The sequence below is a fragment of the Planococcus notacanthi genome (assembly GCF_030407825.1).
Classification (GTDB): domain Bacteria; phylum Bacillota; class Bacilli; order Bacillales_A; family Planococcaceae; genus Planococcus; species Planococcus notacanthi.
Genome location: NZ_JASDCQ010000001.1, coordinates 575,579 through 596,226, shown reverse-complemented (window position 1 = coordinate 596,226; position 20,648 = coordinate 575,579). Strand labels below are relative to the sequence as shown.

General features: G+C 46.1%; 18 protein-coding genes. 1 reads left to right on the top strand and 17 read right to left on the bottom strand.

Features of this window, described 5'->3' with window-relative positions; all coding sequences use genetic code 11:
- The first annotated feature begins 3 nt into the window (after positions 1 to 3).
- Positions 4 to 609 (top strand): trimeric intracellular cation channel family protein, encoded by a 606-nt coding sequence (locus QMA01_RS02755; protein WP_191714164.1) that lies wholly within the window; start codon positions 4 to 6, stop codon positions 607 to 609.
- Between the two features lie 46 nt (positions 610 to 655).
- On the opposite strand, the gene QMA01_RS02750 is transcribed toward QMA01_RS02755, so the two are convergent.
- The 17 genes from QMA01_RS02750 to yfmF all read right to left on the bottom strand — a co-directional run bounded on the left by QMA01_RS02750 (position 656) and on the right by yfmF (position 20,482).
- Positions 656 to 955: a rhodanese-like domain-containing protein gene (locus QMA01_RS02750; protein WP_191714163.1), complete on the bottom strand. Its 300-nt coding sequence runs from the start codon at positions 953 to 955 to the stop codon at positions 656 to 658.
- Between the two features lie 308 nt (positions 956 to 1,263).
- A complete protein-coding gene (gene hfq, locus QMA01_RS02745) occupies positions 1,264 to 1,488 on the bottom strand; it encodes an RNA chaperone Hfq (protein ID WP_146556690.1) in 225 nt (74 codons plus the stop codon).
- Positions 1,485 to 2,471 carry a tRNA (adenosine(37)-N6)-dimethylallyltransferase MiaA gene (gene miaA / locus QMA01_RS02740; protein ID WP_422766033.1) on the bottom strand — a complete coding sequence of 329 codons (987 nt, stop codon included), beginning with the start codon at positions 2,469 to 2,471 and terminating at the stop codon, positions 1,485 to 1,487. The genes hfq and miaA overlap by 4 nt, the downstream gene beginning before the upstream one ends.
- A complete protein-coding gene (locus QMA01_RS02735; protein ID WP_191714161.1) occupies positions 2,449 to 3,369 on the bottom strand; it encodes an alpha/beta hydrolase in 921 nt (306 codons plus the stop codon). Before QMA01_RS02735 ends, miaA begins: the two co-directional genes overlap by 23 nt.
- A 73-nt stretch (positions 3,370 to 3,442) precedes the next feature.
- Complete coding sequence (mutL, locus tag QMA01_RS02730; protein ID WP_290214237.1) at positions 3,443 to 5,257, bottom strand: DNA mismatch repair endonuclease MutL; 1,815 nt, start codon at positions 5,255 to 5,257, stop codon at positions 3,443 to 3,445.
- A gap of 4 nt (positions 5,258 to 5,261) precedes the next feature.
- A complete protein-coding gene (mutS, locus tag QMA01_RS02725) occupies positions 5,262 to 7,787 on the bottom strand; it encodes a DNA mismatch repair protein MutS (protein WP_191714159.1) in 2,526 nt (841 codons plus the stop codon).
- 591 nt (positions 7,788 to 8,378) lie between these two features.
- Positions 8,379 to 8,807, bottom strand: a complete 429-nt coding sequence (locus QMA01_RS02720) for a YlbF/YmcA family competence regulator (protein WP_191714158.1) — start codon at positions 8,805 to 8,807, stop codon at positions 8,379 to 8,381.
- Between the two features lie 388 nt (positions 8,808 to 9,195).
- Entirely contained in the window at positions 9,196 to 9,993 is a 798-nt protein-coding gene (locus QMA01_RS02715) for a TIGR00282 family metallophosphoesterase (RefSeq protein ID WP_191714157.1), read from the bottom strand.
- A 65-nt stretch (positions 9,994 to 10,058) separates the two neighbouring features.
- The gene (rny, locus tag QMA01_RS02710; RefSeq protein ID WP_191714156.1) at positions 10,059 to 11,618 is read right to left on the bottom strand and encodes a ribonuclease Y; all 1,560 of its coding nucleotides are present in this window, start codon (positions 11,616 to 11,618) and stop codon (positions 10,059 to 10,061) included.
- Between the two features lie 598 nt (positions 11,619 to 12,216).
- Positions 12,217 to 13,278 carry a recombinase RecA gene (recA, locus tag QMA01_RS02705; protein ID WP_191714155.1) on the bottom strand — a complete coding sequence of 354 codons (1,062 nt, stop codon included), beginning with the start codon at positions 13,276 to 13,278 and terminating at the stop codon, positions 12,217 to 12,219.
- 174 nt (positions 13,279 to 13,452) lie between these two features.
- Positions 13,453 to 14,706 carry a competence/damage-inducible protein A gene (locus QMA01_RS02700; RefSeq protein ID WP_290214236.1) on the bottom strand — a complete coding sequence of 418 codons (1,254 nt, stop codon included), beginning with the start codon at positions 14,704 to 14,706 and terminating at the stop codon, positions 13,453 to 13,455.
- A gap of 83 nt (positions 14,707 to 14,789) precedes the next feature.
- Entirely contained in the window at positions 14,790 to 15,368 is a 579-nt protein-coding gene (pgsA, locus tag QMA01_RS02695; protein ID WP_191714153.1) for a CDP-diacylglycerol--glycerol-3-phosphate 3-phosphatidyltransferase, read from the bottom strand.
- Positions 15,369 to 15,415: 47 nt separating this feature from the next.
- Complete coding sequence (locus tag QMA01_RS02690; protein ID WP_290214235.1) at positions 15,416 to 16,294, bottom strand: helix-turn-helix domain-containing protein; 879 nt, start codon at positions 16,292 to 16,294, stop codon at positions 15,416 to 15,418.
- A gap of 8 nt (positions 16,295 to 16,302) precedes the next feature.
- Entirely contained in the window at positions 16,303 to 17,103 is an 801-nt protein-coding gene (locus QMA01_RS02685; protein WP_191714151.1) for a DUF3388 domain-containing protein, read from the bottom strand.
- A gap of 94 nt (positions 17,104 to 17,197) precedes the next feature.
- Positions 17,198 to 17,917: an elongation factor P 5-aminopentanone reductase gene (gene ymfI, locus QMA01_RS02680; RefSeq protein ID WP_290214234.1), complete on the bottom strand. Its 720-nt coding sequence runs from the start codon at positions 17,915 to 17,917 to the stop codon at positions 17,198 to 17,200.
- Complete coding sequence (yfmH, locus tag QMA01_RS02675) at positions 17,914 to 19,215, bottom strand: EF-P 5-aminopentanol modification-associated protein YfmH (protein WP_290214233.1); 1,302 nt, start codon at positions 19,213 to 19,215, stop codon at positions 17,914 to 17,916. Before yfmH ends, ymfI begins: the two co-directional genes overlap by 4 nt.
- On the bottom strand, positions 19,208 to 20,482 hold the full coding sequence (gene yfmF / locus QMA01_RS02670) for an EF-P 5-aminopentanol modification-associated protein YfmF (RefSeq protein ID WP_191714148.1): 1,275 nt from the start codon (positions 20,480 to 20,482) through the stop codon (positions 19,208 to 19,210). The genes yfmH and yfmF overlap by 8 nt, the downstream gene beginning before the upstream one ends.
- Positions 20,483 to 20,648: the final 166 nt, after the last annotated feature.

Here is a 20,648-nt window from a genome sequence, read left to right as displayed (position 1 = left end):
GCTATGGCTTGGGAAGTACTGAGCGCCATTGGAACGATTGCTTTTGCAATTTCCGGGGCCATTATTGCAATGGAAGAAGAATACGATATTTTCGGCGTGTACCTTCTTGGCGTAGTCACTGCCTTTGGAGGCGGTGCCGTCCGGAATTTATTGATTGGCGTGCCGGTTTCGGCGCTGTGGGAACAGGAGTTTATGTTTCAGCTAGCCCTTATCTCTATCACGATTGTGTTTTTATTCCCGCATAAATTGCTTGGCCATTGGAATCGCTGGGGCTATTTCTTTGATGCAATCGGATTGTCGGCGTTCGCCGTACAAGGTGCCATTTATGCGGTCGATTTGGAATTGCCGCTTTTTGCAGTGATCGTTGCAGCAGTCCTGACAGGATCCGGAGGAGGAATCATCCGCGACTTGCTGGCAGGCCGTAAGCCATTGGTTTTGAAAGCGGAAATCTATGCGGTCTGGGCTGCTTTGGCGGGATTGTTTATCAGCTTTAATTTAGTGCAAACTGACCTGATGCTCTATTCTTTGTTTGTGCTGATTACAGCCTTGCGGATTCTCTCTTATACATTCAAATGGAGATTGCCTGCACGCAAAATCCAAACTTCATGAAAACAGACCACTCGGCTAAATTTCCCGGGCGGTCTGATTTTTTATGTTATGCGATTGTCTCGCCGTTCCAGGCAGTCATGCCGCCTTCGACGTTAATTGTATCGATGTTGTTTGATTCCAAAATCCCACATGCCATTTCGCTGCGGCGGCCTGCACGGCACACCATATGATATTCTTTCCCGGCATCCAGTTCCTCGATGCGGTCTGCCACTTCCCCCAGAGGAATGTGCTTAGCTCCAGGAATCATTCCCGCGGCCACTTCGTCCGCTTCGCGAACGTCAATGATGTTCAGTTCTTCTCCAGCTTCTACTCGTTGCTGTAATTCATCTGCTGTGATGGTTTTCATACATACGCCTCCTGAATGTAATTCCTTTTCCACTGAAAATGCTATACCGTCAAAAGCCACCTGTCAACCAGAAAAGCTGAAGCAGCCGTCTAGACCCGACAGGCATAAGGCGCTTTGGTTGTGCAGCATCTTTTCAGCTGCATTGCCGGAGTGACTTATGACCCTGAGCTGGCTGCTGAAGCTGAACATCAAGAAAAGCTGAAACAGCCGTTTAGATTGGACAGGCATAAGCCATTCTGGCAAAGCGACAGAAAACTGAAACTAAGCCCAATAAAAAACCGGACTGCAACGGCAGTCCGGAATCTCCCTTACTCTTCGTGTTCGATCGCTACAGCTTTTGCTGGAGAAAACGTTGAGATAGCATGTTTATAGATCAATTGCTGCTTGCCTTCCGTTTCGACCAGCACCGTAAAGTTATCATAGGATTTAATGGTTCCTTTTAATTGGAAGCCGTTGAGTAAAAAGACAGTTACATAAATATTATTTTTACGAAGCTGATTCAGATAGACATCTTGGATATTGATCGGTTTCATGAAAATCCCCCTAATTCTCTACTTGTATTAAATTTTGTTGTCAGTTTATCAATTCGACAGTCTCTGTCATTTTCCTGCATGAAGGCGATTATTTCCTGCAGATTCTTTTCGGGATCTGCCAATGCATCAATCCAGAATATCGGTAATTTGTTCTTGAAATAAGTAAATTGCCTTTTGGCATACTTCCTTGAGTTTTGCTTGAGTTTTCGAACCGCTTCTTCACGGGTTGCCTGCCCATCCAAATAAGCGTAGATTTCTCTATAACCAATGGCTTGAATGGATTGGACATCCCGTATGCCCCTGTTTCGCAATGACTCAACCTCAGCAATCAGGCCTCGCCCAAGCATCACCTCTACACGCTGATTGATGCGCTCATAAAGGATCTCTCTTGGAATATCCAATCCGATGATCAGTTCATTGTACATAGGCGATAAAGCTAACTCCCGGTCACCTTTTTTCTGGCCGCTCATCAGGATTTCAATGGCACGAATAACCCTGCGTGTATTATTGGGATGGATGTCCGAATCTGGGTCAAGTGCCAGCAATTTCCGGTGCATGTTGTCAGGACCCAGTTCCTCCAGTTCCTGATGCAGACTGTCTCGAAGTTCCTGGTCCACTGCTTCCTCCGAGAATCGGTAATCAAACAAAACCGCCTGCACGTAAAGTCCAGTGCCGCCAACAATAATCGGCAGCTTGCCGCGCGATTGAATATCTGCAATTTTTTCGCGTACCAGCGTTTGGTATTCAGCAACAGAGAAACTTTCGTCCGGATTTTTAATATCCAGAAGATGGTGAGGAATCCCCTGCATTTCTTCCGGCAAAATCTTCGCCGTCCCTATCGTCATGTCCCGATAGATCTGCATCGAGTCCCCATTAATGACTTCCCCGTCCAATCGCTTAGCCAGTTCGAGGCTCAATGCCGTCTTGCCGGATGCGGTCGGGCCAACGATGGCTATTACATCAATCATTTCCGCACATCCAATCACCGATCAGCTCAAAATGAAAATGGCGATCAATTTCGTTCAACAATTCATGGCGTCCTTGCTCCGCAAGATAAATTTTGACGTTCTTCATGCCTGCTTTATCGAATTGCTTTGCTGAACTGAAAACCCCTTTTCCATTGCCGCCAACAGGATCCATTGCGCCGCTGATCAACAGCACCGGCAAGTCTTTGCGGATGCGGTCAATTTCGGACGGTTTGTTGATGAGGGCCAAGCCTGAGAACAAATCCACATAAAACTGATTGGTCGATTCAAAACCGCACCAAGGATCCGCTTCGTATTTTGCAACCGCTTCTTTATCACTCGATAGCCAAGCACTCGCTGAACCTTCGTCGCCAAAAGGTTTATTGAAACTGCCGAAGGTCATTTTACCAAGAGTCTTACTGGGCTGCTGTTTGCCTTGCATTTTTGCAGAGGCCAATGCCACAGCCAACCCCATTTTTCCGGAAGCCCCCGGGTTGCCGCCTGTGCCTGATAAGACGACCCGGCTGATGTCTTCGCTGTAAAGCTGCATATAACGCCGGGCCACAAATGACCCCATACTGTGGCCGAATAAAATAAGCGGCAAGTTGCCGGTTGCCTGCTGGACTTCAGTGATGACTGAGCGGGCATCTTCAACGACTTCGTTAAAACCGTCATGATCTGCAAAATAGCCTTGCACACCGTTGCGTTCCGCAGTTTTCCCATGGCCGCGCTGATCATGGCCGGAAACAATAAACCCCCGCGATGCCAAATACTCAGCAAACTCTTCATAGCGGGCAATATGTTCTGCCATTCCATGAATGATATGGACATGTCCGATTGGGTTTGGCGGTTCATAGCATACATAATAAAGTTCGTGTCCATCAGACACATGCATATAATCTTTGCGTACCTGCATTCTCCACACCCTTCCTCACTGAGTCATATCACCTATTCTTTATACTTACCCAAAACTCTCCAAACTGAGACACCTAATTCATGACTCGCTTGAACATTTTTTCAACATCATAGGTTTTGAAATGAATGATTACAGGACGTCCATGCGGACAAGTAAACGGCTGTTCCGCTTGCTTTAAATCCGCCAACAGCCGCTCCATGTCATGCTTCTGCAAAAAATGATTCGCTTTGATCGACCGCTTGCAGCTCATCATGATGGCTGCGTCTTCACGCAACTTTTTAACATCGACTTTGCGTTCTGTCAGGACCTGTTCAATTAAGTCTTCGATGACTTCCTGTTCGAAGCCTTTCGGGAACCAGGTCGGGTATTCACGCACAATGAATGACGTATCGCCAAACTCCTCGAGAAACACCCCGCTGTCTGCCAGCACATTCAAATTTTCCTTTAACCGCAAAGCTTCATCGCGGCTGTAATGGAACGTCAACGGCAAGAGCAGTGATTGGCGCTCATTGCTGTCGATATCGCCCACTTTTTCGCGAAAATATTCGTATTTGATGCGCTCCTGTGCCGCGTGTTGATCAATGAGATAAAATCCGTCATTGCTTTGCGCCACAATATAAGTGCCGTGGATCTGCCCCACTACTTCCAGCTCAGGGAATTGCGGGCTGTCATCTTCTTCACGTTCCAGCAATGGCTGCAGCACTTCCTTGACCGGTGCGGCTTCCTCGGATTGCCGGCGAACCGGCTCCACTTCTTTTTCAATCGGCAGTTCGCTCCAGTCCTCCGCGGCCCTCTCAGGCAAAGGCTGCTTCGGCTCCTGGACTGTAAAGGAACTTTTCCACAGATCCAGTTGTTTGGTCGGCGCCTGCTTTACTGGTTTTGGTTTATCGATGACGGGTGCACGAACGACCGTACTGATCGTCCGGCGGATCGTTTCATGAATCAATTCCATCAATTCTTTTTCTTTGCTTAACCGAATCTGCAGTTTCGCCGGATGGACATTGACATCTGTCAAATAAGGATCGCCTTCAATATTCATCACCACAATCGGCTGCCGCTCAAGCGGCAAAAAGGTATGATAAGCGCGGTGTACTGTATTGGTGATCGCGTAATGTTTTACCCAACGGCCATTGACGAACAACGAAATATAGTTTTTATTGGCACGGGTGATTTCGGGTAGTGACGCGTAACCTGATATCTTATAATCATGCGATTGACCCTCAAAGGGCACCATTTTCTTGGCGATAGCCACTCCGTAGATATCTGCCAGTACACGCTTAATTTCTCCGCTGCCGGCTGTTTGCAGAATGGTTCTGCCGTCATGGGTCAATTTGAAGGCGATGGCGGGATAACTCAATGCAAACCGGTTCAGCAAGTCGATGGTATGGCCCAGTTCCGTTTGCAGCGTCTTCATGTATTTCAAGCGCGCCGGCGTATTAAAGAACAATTGATCGATTTTAATGTCGGTTCCTTTTCTCAAAGAACCGGCACTATGCTCTGTCAGGCGTCCGCCTTCCATTTGTACAAACGTCCCACTTGTTCCATTGGATGTGTGCAAAGTCACTTTGGAGACCGAGGCGATACTGGCCAGCGCCTCTCCGCGGAATCCAAGCGTGCGGATCCGGAACAAATCATGTTCATTGGCAATTTTACTGGTAGCGTGGCGGGAGAACGACAACAATGCATCGTCGGCATCCATTCCCACACCATTGTCGATGATCTGGATGGACGTCAGTCCGGCTTCGATCAGCAGCACTTCAATTGCTGTACTGCCGGCATCGATGGCATTTTCCACCAATTCCTTAACGACTGAAGTCGGGCGTTCGACCACTTCACCAGCGGCTATTTTATTGGATAAAGGTTCGTCCATCAAACGAATGACGCCCATGATTTCACTCCTTATTAATCAGTTTTTGCTGCAATTCGTTAATGAGCTGCAACGCTTCAAGCGGTGTCATCGCGGCAACTTGCACATCCGTGATGGTCTGAAGGATTTCATCTTTTTCGGTATCCATCTCATCAAAGAAGGATAACTGTTCAATGTTTTTTGGCTGTTGCTTTTTATCTTGTTCAAATGTTTTCAGCAGCTCGCGTGCGCGTGCCAATATCGGTTCCGGCAAGTTCGCAAGCTCCGCGACATGGATTCCGTAACTCTTATCCGCCGGGCCTTTTTTCACTTTGTGGAGAAACACCACTTTGCCCGATTGTTCCATTGCCGCCACGTGGACATTATGAAGCTTATCAAGCGTACCTTCCAACGCCGTCAGCTCATGGTAATGCGTGGAAAACAACGTATTAGCCCCGATTTCACGGTGGATGTATTCAATCATCGATTGTGCCAGTGCCATGCCATCGTAGGTCGAGGTGCCTCGGCCGATTTCATCAAACAGCAGCAAGCTGTTTTTGGTCGCGTGGGTGATGGCATATTGCGATTCCAGCATTTCAACCATGAATGTACTTTGTCCGGACACCAAGTCATCAGCTGCCCCGATGCGCGTGAAGATTTGGTCGACGATCGGCAGATTTGCGGATTCAGCCGGTACATAACTGCCGATCTGGGCCAAAACAATTGTCAATGCCACTTGCCGCATATACGTACTTTTACCCGACATGTTCGGTCCGGTGATCAACAACATGTTCTGGCCTTCTGCGAGCACGCAATCGTTCGGCACATAATGCTGCTTGTTGAGCATTTTTTCCACAACCGGATGCCGTCCTTCGATGATGGAAATTTCATTGGCATCGTTAAAATCAGGTTTAACAAAACGATATTTTTCCGCTACATTGGCGAAACTCAGGAAGACATCCAGCCCGCTCAAGGAGGAAGCCAATCGCTGAATACGAGAAATGTATTGTTTGACTTCATCTCTGATCGCTACGAATAAATCATATTCAAGTGACAGACTTTCTTCTTCAGCTGTCAAAATCAACGCTTCTTTTTCTTTCAGTTCAGGCGTTGTATAGCGTTCAGCGTTCGCCAGCGTCTGTTTGCGGTCATAACGCTCCAAATCCGCCAAATGCATATTCGCTTTGGACATTTCAATGTAATAGCCGAATATGCGGTTGTACCCGATTTTCAGGGATTTGACTCCTGTCAGTTTACGTTCCTTCTGTTCTAGTTCTGCAATCCAGTCTTTGCCGTTGCGTGAAGCATCCCGGTATTCATCCAGTTGCTGATTAAAGCCATCACGGATGACGCCGCCTTCTTTTGAAGACAAGGGTGGATTTTCACTGATGGCCTGCAGCAATTCACAGACCTCGATGCAGCGATCCAGTTTTTCACTGAACTCCACCAATGCCGGATTTCCCGAATTGGCCAATTCTTCAATCAGCACCGGCACTTTCTCAAGCGAGCTCCGAAGCTGCGCCAAATCGCGCCCACTGGCGCTCCCAAAGGCGATACGGCCGGATAGGCGTTCCAAGTCATAGACTTCCTTCAACAGCCCCTGAAGCTCTACACGCACGAAATATTGATCGATCAATGCGGCCACCATGTGCTGGCGTTCTTCAATCATCCGTTTATTCGCTAAAGGCTGGTGCAGCCACTGCTTTAATTTTCGGCTGCCCATCGCTGTAACGGTTTCATCCAAGAGCCACAACAAAGTGCCTTTTGTTTCACCTCCACGGATCGACTGCAGCAACTCCAGGTTGCGCTTCGAGTGGAAATCGATGCTCAATAATTGATTGTTCTCTTTGTAGGCAAACGCTTGAATGTGATCAAGTGATTGCTTTTGAGTCCGCGCAATATACGCCAGAAGACGGTGGCAGCTCATGTGCAGGTCATTCGGACAGTTAGCCACAAGCGAAGGGCTTAACGGAGCCGCTTCTTCCATCGTTTCGATAGACAGCACCAGGTCCTGCTCTTCTTCGGTCAATAAGACAAATAACTGCTCGGAAACTACCAATTCACGGATGTTCAACGATTGAAGTTCCTGAAGAAGGGCTTTTTCTGTCCCCATTATGTATGTAGCTGTTGCTTCGCCTGTACTGATATCAACATACGATAGCCCGAAGCCATCCGATAACTCGTCAGCAGCTGCAAGGAATACATTCGATTTGGAATCGACGCTTTTCCCTTCTGTATGCGTACCTGGGGTAACAAGGCGCACCACTTCACGCTTGACCACTCCTTTGGCCGTTTTCGGATCTTCCACTTGTTCACAGATGGCCACTTTATGGCCTTTCAGTATTAATTGATCGATGTAATTCTTCGCTGCATGATGGGGAACGCCGCACATGGGAATTCGGTCATCTCCAGTGCCTCCGCGGCTCGTCAGCGTAATTTCCAAAATCTGCGATGCGTTGATGGCATCATCATAGAACAACTCATAGAAATCGCCCATACGGAAAAATAAAAACGCATCCAGGTATTCGGACTTTATTTGAAAATATTGTTGCATCATTGGTGTCGGTGCCATTTTAAAACCTCTTTCAAATCGATTCGTCGTTTCTCTATTATACCAAAATTCAAAGGGGAAAAGAAAAAACTGAAAGAGCTTTGGCTCTTTCAGTTTTATGCTGATGGAAAAGTTATGAGTCAGTGTTGGTATTCAACACACAGCCGTTTCCGCTTTTCTTTGTCCAGCTCCAGCGATCGGCTCCTCGGGGTCATAAGTCAACCCAGCTGCGTGGCAAAGTGCGCCACTCTGCTGGCCTGTCTTATGCCTGACGGAGGTCCACAGGATGTGGATCAGGTAACCGTTGCGACAGGACGTCGCGTACTTAGGTTACCTTCCTTAAATGATCGTTTCCGCTTTTCTTTTTGTCCAGCTCCAACGGCCAGCCCCTCGGGTCATAAGCCACTCTGGCTATGCGGCTGAAAAAACGCCGCTTCGCCAAATCGTCTTATGCCTTTCGGAGCTGAACGGCCGTTTCCGCTTTTCTCTTGTCCAGCTCCAGCGATCAGCCCCTCGGGGTCATAAGTCCCTCTGGCAATGCGGCAGAAGAGATGCCGCACAGCCAAAGTGCCTTATGCCTGTCAGGACTACACGATCGCTTCCGCTTTTCTATTAATCGCAGCTTCCTGGTGTGTCGTTGCGGACTTTTGATCCAGTTTCGCCACGCAACAAGTCGCCGCCTGTTTCTGTGATGATGTTGTTTGTCACTTGGTTAGCGATGGCTGTTGAGACCATCTGCAATAAAGAGTTGACGTCACTTTGCGATTGTTTGAATTCCTGGACAATCGGCACAGCGTCAATTTCTTCTTCAATTTTAGTGATTTTGCCTTCAATCAAAGTCAATGCGCGTTCTTTACCGTATGCCTGGAAGTTGACTGCTTGTTTCTGCAAGCTCTTCAAGCTGGCGATTTTTTCGCGGATTTGTTGGTTCTCGTTAATTTGTGCTTCCGCGCGTTTAAAGAAATCCACTTCTTCTGTTGCTGCGATCATATCTGCTACTTCACGTGCTTTGTCGATGATTTCCTGCTTTGTATACGTCATTTATAGACACCCACTTCTTGGTCTGATACGACTTCCATAAGTTCACCGTTCAATGACCATGTTTTAGTTTTAGTAATTCTTGATGCGCCATGCAGTGCGGACGTGAATAGTTGCATACTGCATTCTTCACTATTGCCACTGAATCTGATTGTACAGGTAAATGGATATGGCAGACAAGATTTCCGCCTTGTACAAGCAATGCCTTCAATTATTCGCTGAAAGTTTTAGTCGCACGATGAAAAGAAGACAATGCATGGACAAGTTGAAAGTATTGCCTTCACTTCTATTGCATAAAAACTTTCATTCGATACCTTATTATACTGAAAATCACGCATGTTCTACAAGGCGTCTGCTCGAATTGTCGGTGTTTCGTCAAGAAGCTGCAGATTTAGCCTTGGAACGGATAATCTTCATTGATATATACACGTTCAAATGATTTTGCCTTGCCCGATTGGTCGTCCACTTCCGTAAAGAATCCACTGACCACTGACCGGCCGCGTTTCGGCACTTCAAAACGCGTCGGCATATTGGTTTTGAAACGGTAAAGTACGGCATCTTTATTCATGCCGAGTATTTCATCATATGGACCTGTCATCCCGACATCCGAGATATACGCTGTGCCATTTGGCAAAATACGTGCATCGGCAGTCTGAACATGCGTATGGGTTCCCACTACAACGGAGGCACGGCCATCTAAATGCCAGCCCATGGCGATTTTTTCACTGGTTGCTTCTGCATGGAAGTCCACAAACACTAACGGAGAAATTGCTTTGGCTTCCTCTATCAGCTCGTCTGCTTTTTGGAAGGGATCTTCATGCGGCGGCAGGAAGACGCGGCCATGCAAGTTGATGACAGACAAGGTTTGGCCATTTTTCGTCACAGTCGCCATGCCACGGCCAGGTGCTTCGTCCGAAAAATTAGCGGGACGGATCAAGTAATCCACTTCATCAATAAAATCAAAAATCTCTTTCTGGTCCCATGTATGGTTGCCCATCGTCACCATGTCCACTCCCATGAACAGTAAATCCTGATAGATAGCTTTAGTGATGCCGCGGCCTGCTGCGGCGTTCTCGCCATTGGCGATGATGACATCCGGCGAATACTTTCTTTTCAATCTCGGCAAATATGACTCCAATGCATCTCTTCCGATTGATCCTACAATATCTCCAATAAATAAAATTTTCACAAACTCACCTTTTTCCATAAGAAAAAGGCTTCTTTGAATAGACATTCATCGAAGCCTCACCCTTATTATTTTGCGTATTCAACTGCTCTGGTTTCTCTGATGACCGTCACTTTGATATGACCTGGATAATCCAGCTCTTCTTCAATCCGTTTCCGGATATCACGGGCCAGACGATGCGCCGTCATGTCATCGATCTGTTCAGGGCGAACCATTATGCGAATTTCGCGTCCCGCTTGAATGGCGAATGATTTCTCAACACCTTCATACGATTCGGAAATTTCTTCAAGCTTCTCTAAGCGGCGGATGTAATTTTCCAGTGTTTCGCTTCGTGCACCTGGACGAGCGGCAGACAATGCATCTGCTGCTGCAACGATGACCGAAATGATTGAAGTCGCTTCGGTGTCGCCATGGTGAGAGGCAATACTGTTAATGACAACCGGATGTTCCTTGTACTTGGTTCCAAGTTCCACACCGATTTCCACGTGGCTTCCTTCCACTTCATGATCAATCGCTTTACCGATATCATGCAGAAGGCCAGCACGTCTGGCAAGTGTAACATCTTCTCCAAGTTCTGCTGCCATCAAGCCTGACAAGAATGCAACTTCCACAGAATGCTTCAGTACATTTTGTCCGTAACTTGTGCGGTAGCGAAGGCGCCCAAGAATTTTGATCAAGTCAGGATGCAGGTTATGTACACCTACGTCAAATGTGGTTTGTTCACCAATTTCACGAATTTGTTCATCCACTTCGCGTCTTGACTTCTCGACCATTTCTTCGATGCGTGCAGGATGGATACGACCATCTGATACAAGTTTTTCAAGTGCCAATCGCGCCGTTTCACGGCGGATCGGGTCGAATCCTGATAGAATAACCGCTTCCGGCGTATCATCGATGATTAAATCGATTCCTGTTAAGGTTTCAAGCGTACGGATATTACGTCCTTCACGCCCGATGATACGACCTTTCATTTCATCATTCGGCAAGTTGACTACCGATACGGTAGTTTCTGCTACATGGTCTGCTGCGAAACGCTGCATCGCCAATGACAAAATGTTTTTCGCTTTTTTGTCCGATTCTTCTTTGGCGCGGGCTTCCGATTCTTTCATCATTACAGCAATATCAGTTGAAAGTTCTTTTTCAACGTCCTGCAAGATGATTGATTTCGCTTCTTCGCGTGTCAAAGATGAAATGCGTTCCATTTCGGACTGCTGCTGTCGGACTAACTCCTCAGCTTTGCTTTCCATCTGTTCAATATGCTGTTGTTTTTCTGCGAGCGCTTCGTCTTTGCGTTCCAGACTCGCTTCTCTTTTGTTTAAAGCATCATCCTTGCGATCTAAATTTTCTTCTCTCTGCAACAACCGATTCTCTTGTCTTTGTAACTCAGATCGGCGTTCCCGAATTTCAGATTCTGTTTCAGTACGCAATTTATGATTTTCGTCTTTCGCTTCCAATAAGGCTTCTTTTTTCAGCGCTTCAGCTTCTCGTTTTGCATCTTCGACTATTTGCTCCGCAGAGTTTTTAGCGCCTGCAATATTGGAATCGTTAGCTTTTTTCAATGCAAAATATCCAACAACCACACCGACGATGATACCAAGCAAAGCGAAGATGAACTCGTTAATACCCATTCGGACACCTCCTCTTGCTATTGATTTTTTTCAGTTTAAAAGATGAATAAGTAAAAATTTTTTCAACTGCAACTATTTAAGAATTAGTAAATTATACAATTTTAATTGTATAGATGGACTTATGTCGTGTCAACCAAGAAAAGCGCAAGCGATCGTGTAGCCCTGACAGGCATAAGGCACTTTGGCTGTGCGGCATCTCTTCAGCCGCATGGACAGAGGGACTTATGACCCCGAGGGGCTGATCGCTGGAGCTGGACTAGAGAAAAGCGCAAGCGATCGTCTAGCCCTGACAGGCATAAGGCACTTTGGCTGTGCGGCATCTCTTCAGCCGCATGGACAGAGGGACTTATGACCCCGAGGGGCTGATCGCTGGAGCTGGACTAGAGAAAAGCGCAAGCGATCATATAAGGGAAGTAGCCTAAGTATGAGACTTCCTGTATCAACAGTTACCTGATTCAGAGTCTGTGGAATTCTGATAGCCATCAGACATACGCTTTCCTGGTTCTTATACAAATCGAACCTAATAATTCATTCCTGAAATCGCAGAAAAGCCGCTAAGCATGTGCTTGGCGGCTTTTCCCTGCTTATTCAAGTGATTTTATTCGTCGTCTTCATCCAGTAACAGGTTGAAGTCTTCTGGGTCTTCTTTGTTGCCGGCAATTGTGTAGGATGCTGCCGCCATACCGTAAGACTCACGGATTTTCCCAGAAATTTCATTGCGGACTTCAGGGTTATTCAACAAGAACTGTTTAACATTTTCACGGCCTTGGCCAATGCGTTCGTCGTTGTATGAATACCATGAACCGCTCTTCTGGATAATCTCCAATTCTGAACCGATATCAACGATTTCACCTTCACGAGAAATCCCTTTTCCGTACATGATATCAACTTCAGCTGTACGGAATGGTGGTGCAACCTTGTTTTTCACAATCTTGATCTTCGTTCTGTTACCGATGATTTCAGTACCTGATTTCAAGGCTTCTGCACGGCGCACTTCCAAGCGTACGGAAGAATAGAATTTCAACGCACGGCCACCAGGAGTCGTTTCCGGGTTACCGAACATAACGCCGATTTTTTCACGGATTTGGTTGATGAAAATCACAATCGTGTTCGATTTGTTGATGACGCCAGAAAGTTTGCGTAGAGCTTGAGACATTAAACGCGCTTGCAATCCCATATGAGAATCGCCCATCTCGCCTTCGATTTCCGCTTTTGGCACCAATGCTGCTACCGAGTCGACAACTACGATATCAACTGCTCCACTACGGACAAGCGCTTCTGCGATTTCCAATGCCTGCTCGCCAGTATCCGGCTGAGACAATAGCAATTCATCGATATTAACGCCAAGGTTTTTTGCGTAAACCGGATCCAATGCGTGTTCCGCATCGATAAATGCTGCTGTTCCGCCGGTTGCCTGCACTTCTGCAATCGCATGAAGCGAGACAGTCGTTTTACCTGAACTTTCAGGACCATATATCTCAATCACACGTCCGCGCGGATATCCGCCTATTCCCAACGCTGTATCCAATGCCAAAGATCCACTGGAAACTGATGAGATATTACGGTCGGTTTTTTCCCCCAATTTCATGACAGAACCTTTACCGAATTGCTTTTCTATTTGTTTTAACGCCATGTCTAACGCTGCTTTACGATCGCTCAAAAGAAATCCTCCTCTAAATGAAAACCTAATTTTCTACCTGTTTCTAGTATACTAGCTTATTGAGAAATACACAAGAAAAAAGCGAACGTTTATTCGCTTTATTTATTTAAAAGCGAAATTTAAACGCCTTATAAAGTGCAATTCCCATTTATGGGCAGAAAAAAACACGCAAAATTAAATTTTGCGTGCATCTTCATTGGTTAACGTTCGAATCACATAATGCAACGCCAGTTTAACAGCCCGTAAGCGATTTGTATTCCGCATGCCAGATAACTGGAGCCGAAAAGACTGCGAACCGTTTTCTGTAGCGATGCCGATCCAAACCGTACCTGCCGGCTGATCGCCATGGGCATCGGGACCTGCTGCGCCTGTCAGTGAAACGCTGATATCAGTCTTAAATTTGCTGCGCACAGCTTCAGCCATCGCTAGCGCTGTCTGTTCACTGACCACACCGTGTTCAGCAAGAAGCTCAGAAGACAGGCCAAGCTGTTGTATTTTCATTGCCTCATTATAAGTGATGACACCGCCTGCAAGCACAGCGCTTGCTCCTGCGACCGATGCTAATTCAGACTGAAAAAGACCCGCGGTTAAACTTTCAGCGGCGGAAATCGTTTTCTTCTGCCCCTTCAAAAGTTCAACCGTTTTTGAAGCCAATGAATCGTCGTCATAGCCGTAGAGATAGTCACCAACCAAATCCAATATTTCGTCCTTGGTGCTGTTGATCAATTGCCATGCCTCTTCCACGGTATTGGTTTTGGCCGTAATGCGAAGAGTCACTTCCCCATCTGCAGCCAAAGGCGCAATGGTCGGATTCGACTGTTTATCTAAAATGTGCTGCAGCCGGTCTTCAAGTTCAGCTTCGCCAATGCCATAAAAACGCAGAACATGCGACAAAATGACATCAGCCTTATTCAGCAGTCGAGCCAGCTTCGGTTTTGCTTCGAACTGGAACATGGGCTCCATTTCTTTTGGTGGTCCGGGTAGCAGAATATAGACGCGTCCGTCTTTTTCGTACATCATGCCCGGCGCCATTCCGTTATGGTTGACGAGCACATTGCTATCTTTCAATACCAGCGCCTGCTTTTTATTGTTCTCGGTCATGGGTCTGCCTGCTCGCTGAAAAAAAGCAACGATGGAGTCCAATGCTTCCTGGTTCATTTCGAGCGTCGTGTCCAAGTGTCGGGCGATCGACTCTTTCGTCAAATCATCTTTAGTCGGTCCCAGCCCTCCAGTGAACAAGATCAAATCAGCGCGGCTTTCTGCAATTTTAATTGCATCTTCCAAACGGTCTGAGTTGTCTCCCACCACGGTATGATAATAAACATTGATGCCCAGTTCCGCTAAATGATTAGACAGGAAACGGGCATTTGTATTGGTGATCTGGCCTAATAATAATTCTGAACCTACCGCAATAATTTCAGCGTTCATCTGTTCAATCCCCTTTGCATGCGTTTATCCTGCAGTTAAAGCCAGTGAAGAAAAACACCTCCACTGCCTACAATTTTTTTGAGTTATTTTGAAGCCATCAATGCGCGGCGGTTGGCATAGAAATAATCCCAGCCCGACCACACCGTGAAGATCAAAGCAATATAGAGCATAATTTCACCGAACGGCAAGCCAACCAATGTGAAAATAGTATTATGCAGCAACAAGGCTGCAATCGCCAAGATTTGCGCGGTTGTCTTGATTTTCCCCAGGCTGCCAGCAGCGACCACTTCGCCTTCTCCAGCAAGCACCAATCGGAGGCCCGTCACTGCAAATTCACGGCTGATGATGATGATGACAATCCATGATGCGGCAAAGCCCAGTTCTACAAGAATGATCAATGCAGCTGAAACCAATAGTTTGTCGGCCAACGGATCCAAAAACTTCCCGAAAGTCGTGACGAGGTTATATTTACGGGCATAATAGCCGTCCACCCAATCCGTCAATGAAGCAAAGATAAAAATAAGTCCTCCTACAAAATGAGTGACGGGCATTTCAGCTCCGAAAAGCGTTATGTTTCCCCAGTCGAAACCTGCTAGCATGACCACCATAAATACTGGAATCAATAAAATCCTCGAAATGGTGATCTGATTTGGTATGTTCATATTGTTTCTCCTTTCAAACTGTCAAGAAAAATAGCCATCCAAGATGGCTATTCGGCGTTCCTAAATTGAATAACGATATTTTGGGGTTGAATGTTTTGGGAATACTCAATCGGTTCACCATTGAGCGTCAAGGTAATATTTGAATAATCGCCAATACGCAAACGAACGCTTTCCACTTCCGATAGATCGATTTTTTCTGTTTCCTCAGCTTGCATGACACGGGCTTCAGAAGTCAATTCCTGCTGATTTTCATCAGTAGCTGCAATCCACGACGGGCCGCTTGCCGTTATTTCCAACTCACGTTCAGCGGGCCCCTGCCACGAGTAAGTCGTTGTTTCCCCTTGCGTTCCTTCAACAGTCAATACTGCTTCCGGCTCTTCAGGTTCTGCAGCAGGCTCATCGGCAGGCTCTTCCTCAATAGGTTCTTCCGTCTCCTCCGGCACAGCAGGAGCCGGTGTCTCATAAGGAACACCGTTGCCCTCCTCCACAGGCGTACCCGTAGAATCCCTGTTTGTTGATGCGCTGTAAAAATACCAGGCAACCGCAAGGATCAGGACTATAAACAGCGCCACCAAGACTTTAGGGATAAATTCGGCATATGCTTCATTGGGCGCTGTCCTTGTGACTGAGCGGCTTCTGGAAGAAAAGGTATTTGGCATTTGTGGTTGAGCAGCAGGTTGATCGGCCGGCATTTCCAATTTATGCTGCTCGAGCAATTCTTCCCCGTTCAGCCCAACAGCTGCAGCATATTGCCTGATAAACGCACGTATATAGAAAGCGCCAGGCATCATACTATGGTTGCCGTCTTCTATACCAGCCAAATACCGTTTTTGTATTTTGGTCAAATCCTGCAGGTCTTCCAAACTATACCCTTTGGCGATTCTGGCCTCTTTGAGCCGCGTACCCAATTCACTCAATACAATCACCTGCCTACTTAGAAGTTGAATCCGTCACCAAACATATCGCCTTGTGATTTTTCGTTCATAAAAGTGTTTTTTTCCAACACTTCATAGGTGATTTTTTCTTCTGGATGATGGCGCAATTCGATAATATAATCAAAATCTTCAATGCTGTAATCTGATTGCTCAACAAACTTATCCGGATGCTCCACTACTTTAATGGTGGGCATACGCATCATTTCACGCACCAATTGCATATGCCGTTCATCGGATGAACGGCGAGTGACAATGCCATCCAAGATAAATATATTATTGGCGTTGTGTTCGTCGCCCATCAATTGATTGCGGACGGTTTGCTTGATCATTGTGGAAGATAAAAATATCCATTTTTTATTGGCGCTGACACTGGCTGCGACAATCGACTCGGTTTTTCCGACTCGTGGCATCCCTCTTAACCCCACCAACTTATGGCCTTCCTGCTTGAAGATTTCAGCCATAAAATCAACCAGCAGACCCAATTCATCACGCACAAAGCGGAAGGTTTTCCGATCATCCGCGTCACGCTGGATATAACGCCCATGGCGCACTGCCAGGATGTCACGCAGCTTCGGTTCGCGGAATTTCGTCACTTTGATAGTTTCGATGGTCGACAGTATCTGTTCAAAGCGCTCCAGCTGAACGTCATGCTCAGCACGCAGCAGCATTCCACGCCGGCCTTGGTCGACACCATTGATGGTTACGATATTGACGCGCAGCATTCCCAGAAGAGAAGCGATATCGCCAAGCAGACCAGGACGGTTCACTTGAATTTCGTATTCAAAATACCATTCTTTCATGCAATACCAGACCTTTCTCTACAGGAATCTCTAGTTAATATGATAGCGGATTTACTGCTATGGGGAAAGGGGCATATAGTTACAGGAAATGCGATTATATCAGCCATCCGCCATTAATTCGGAGGGTTTGCCCAGTCATATAATCCGCTGTTCCGCCGACCAGAAATTCGACGGCATCCGCTATATCCTGAGGGGACCCCAACCCCAATGGGATATCGTCCTCGATTTCCTGCAATTCTTCTGCAGAAAAGGAATCATTCATTTTCGTCATGATGAACCCTGGTGCCACTGCATTGACACGTGTTCCAGACGGCGCCATTTCTTTGGCATAGGCTTTAACAAATGCCAGTTGGGCACCTTTCACAGCTGAATACACCGTTTCCATAGAGGCACCGGTCTCACCCCAGATTGAAGAGATAAAGACAACATAAGATTTATTGTAACGATGAAAAAAAGGTGAAATCGAACGGATCGCCGAAATCGGATTTTTCACATGCACACGCCAAAGTGACTCCATGTCCTGTTCTGTTGTATCAATGAGCATTTTCTGTAAGGAGTGCCCGCTCGCCACAATAACGCAGCTTGCATCATAAACATTTTCAGCCAACTGCCCGGCTCCTGCTTCATCAGCAAAGTCAGCCTGTATCGGAACAAACTCCTGTGCAGGATACTGTTCCGTTAACCGGGCCGCAAGCCTACTTGCTGGATTCGAATTCCAATGCAGGTACAGCGACCATCCGCTCTTTGCCAATTGATGAGCGATGCTTTCACCGATTTCTCCAGAAGCTCCTAATAAGACGGCAAACCGTTTCACTCTGCTTCTTTCGCAGTCGGCATAATAGTGAAGATCGATTGCTGGGATTCATGGCTGACTAAAGCAAAAGCATTTTGAAGGTCAACCACTTCCAGGCTCTCCAGAACGGGGACAACATCGAATAAGTTCATTTCATTGAACGCGTAATGGGTAAACTGGTTCGCGATATATTCAGGCGAATTCAACGCTCTCAGGAAAAAACCGATTTTCTTGCGGCGAACACGGTCAAGGTCTTCCTGTCCAAAAGGCCATTTTTCAATTGCATTTTGAAGCGTATGTTTGATTTCCTTTATCAGCACTTCGGGTTTGTGGGTATCAGAACCGATCAAAGCATATCCGAAACCATGCTCTAATGAATAATCAAAAGAATAAGATTCATCGATCCAATCGTTTTCGTAAGCATGATGATAAAAATCCGATGTCCGACCGAACAGCAATTCATAGGCCAATTGAGCTGCCAATTCATGCTTGAGCATATCAGGCCCAATCAAATCCAACTTTTCCGGTTTGATGCCGTAAAAGACTTTCGGCTTCTGAACGCTCATTTCCAGTACGCGTTCCTTGATTGCCACTTCTTTCGGCTCTTCCGGATAAATGCGTTTGATTTCTGTTGGCGCTTCAAATGTTTTCTGCGCTTGATCTTCTTTCACCAATTTCATCACCTGATCCGGATCGACATTTCCGACGACGAACAACAACATATTGGACGGATGATAGAACGTGTTGTAGCACGTGTATAAATGTTCAGCCGTGATGTCCTGGATGGATTCTACAGTGCCCGCAATATCAATTTTCACCGGATGGTTTTTATAAAGGTTTTCGATGATGCCAAAATACAGGCGCCAATCAGGCTGGTCATCGTACATCGTAATTTCTTGCGCAATGATGCCTTTTTCCTTTTCTACGGTCTTTTCCGTAAAATAAGGGCTTTGGACAAAATCCAAAAGTGTTTTGACGTTTTTATCGATTTCGCCCGTAGCCGAAAACAGATAAGCGGTCCGGGTAAATGAAGTAAAGGCGTTTGCTGAAGCACCCTGTTTGCTGAACTCCTGGAAAACGTCCCCTTCTTCTTTTTCGAACATTTTATGCTCAAGGAAATGAGCGATGCCGTCCGGCACTTTAATCGGTTCCATTCCACCTTGAGGGACAAAATGGTTGTCGATCGAACCGTATTTAGTAGTAAAAGTCGCAAAAGTCTTCGAAAATCCTTTTTTTGGCAGAATATAAACGTCCAGCCCATTATCCAACTTCTCGTGGAAAAGCGTTTCTTCCAATTGTTCAAATTCGACTTTATGCATCTTTTTCATCCTCCTTGCCTGATAAGAAATAAGTCATTTCCAAAGACAGTTCCTGAGCAACAGCGGCAATGTCGTCTTTGGTAACGTGTTTCCATCTGTTGATCATAAATTCCGGTTCAAATGAATCCGTCAATTCCATGTATTGATCATAAATATCGATTTGTCCACGCGCTGAATCCAATGCCTCTTTCAATTGGTTGGTCAGCAAGGCCTTTGTCTGTTCAAGCTCAATATCAGAAATATTGCCTTTTTTGACTTCTTCCAATTGTTCCAGAATCAATGCCACTGCTTTTTCTTCCAGTTTTGAATCAATCCCTGCCAGCACAAACATCAAGCCAAATTGCGAAGCGAAAGAACTTGATACGTAGTAAGCCATGCTTTCTTTTTCGCGAATATTAACAAACAGCTTCGAATGTGCATAACCGCCAAAGACGCCGTTCATCAATTGCATGACGGGGAATTTTTCGTCGCGGAACGTAATTGGTGTAAAGAATGCCATATGCAATTTCCCTTGTTTCATGTCTTCATATTCAAGCACGCGTGACTGTTCCGGTTTAACCAATTCCAAAGGCGGTGCAGCTATCGCTTTTTCCCGATCCTTGAAGTGAAAAAATTCACGGATATGAGACGCAATCATTTCCGGTTTAACGTCACCCACTGCATATATTTCAATTTCATTTTCAGTCAACATTTCTTTGTATTCGGCAACCAATTGTTCGTTGGTGACATTTTCTACATCCTCAATAGTACCATTCGATGTGATTGAAGCCGGATGATTGGGCAATGCCAATTCCATCATACGCTGCTGCGCATAACGCGTCTTTTCATCAAAAACGGATTCAATGCGTTGGATAATGGCATTTTTCTCACGTTTAAAAATAGCTTCCTTAAATAAGCCATGCTCAAAATTCGGCTTGAACAAAACGATGTACATCAAATTCAGGACTTTTTCCAAAACCCCTTTTTCAGACAGGTATTGATCATTCACCGTTTCAACGTTCAGCGTCACAATATGCTCATTGCCCCGCTTTGAAGAATCTATGTAAAGAGATGTACCGTACAGGTCGTCAAGAACCATACGCAGCGCCGTGTGTGAGGGATAGACCTCATTGCTGTGCTGCAATACATTTGCCAAAATCGAACGGGCAGATGCTTTTTCCTTGGTAAGTTTATCTTTGAATTTAATCGAGAAATTTATCGTTTTAAACTGTGTAGTTTCATTGACGTGCACATTAACGCCTTTAGCAATGTTAATCGTTTCAAACATGTTGAATCCCCTCTCGTCGTTCATGTTCTAACTATACCGAACCTTTTCCGTTAATTGCAAATAAAGAAAAGCGAAGATGCCCGTATTCGCCCTGACAAGCGCTGAAGGATTTGCTGTTAATGGCGCTTTTTGCCATCATCAGCAAGTCTGAAGCGACCTCGAGGGA

Bases quoted from the DNA above. Each gene is read 5' to 3' on its own strand.
- QMA01_RS02755 (WP_191714164.1), top strand. From the start codon at position 4: ATGGCTTGGGAAGTACTGAGCGCCATTGGAACGATTGCTTTTGCAATT.
- QMA01_RS02750 (WP_191714163.1), bottom strand. From the start codon at position 955: ATGAAAACCATCACAGCAGATGAATTACAGCAACGAGTAGAAGCTGGA.
- hfq (WP_146556690.1), bottom strand. From the start codon at position 1,488: ATGAAACCGATCAATATCCAAGATGTCTATCTGAATCAGCTTCGTAAA.
- QMA01_RS02735 (WP_191714161.1), bottom strand. From the start codon at position 3,369: ATGCAGGTACGCAAAGATTATATGCATGTGTCTGATGGACACGAACTT.
- mutL (WP_290214237.1), bottom strand. From the start codon at position 5,257: ATGGGCGTCATTCGTTTGATGGACGAACCTTTATCCAATAAAATAGCC.
- mutS (WP_191714159.1), bottom strand. From the start codon at position 7,787: ATGGCACCGACACCAATGATGCAACAATATTTTCAAATAAAGTCCGAA.
- QMA01_RS02720 (WP_191714158.1), bottom strand. From the start codon at position 8,807: ATGACGTATACAAAGCAGGAAATCATCGACAAAGCACGTGAAGTAGCA.
- rny (WP_191714156.1), bottom strand. From the start codon at position 11,618: ATGGGTATTAACGAGTTCATCTTCGCTTTGCTTGGTATCATCGTCGGT.
- QMA01_RS02700 (WP_290214236.1), bottom strand. From the start codon at position 14,706: ATGAACGCTGAAATTATTGCGGTAGGTTCAGAATTATTATTAGGCCAG.
- pgsA (WP_191714153.1), bottom strand. From the start codon at position 15,368: ATGAACATACCAAATCAGATCACCATTTCGAGGATTTTATTGATTCCA.
- QMA01_RS02685 (WP_191714151.1), bottom strand. From the start codon at position 17,103: ATGAAAGAATGGTATTTTGAATACGAAATTCAAGTGAACCGTCCTGGT.
- yfmH (WP_290214233.1), bottom strand. From the start codon at position 19,215: ATGCATAAAGTCGAATTTGAACAATTGGAAGAAACGCTTTTCCACGAG.
- yfmF (WP_191714148.1), bottom strand. From the start codon at position 20,482: ATGTTTGAAACGATTAACATTGCTAAAGGCGTTAATGTGCACGTCAAT.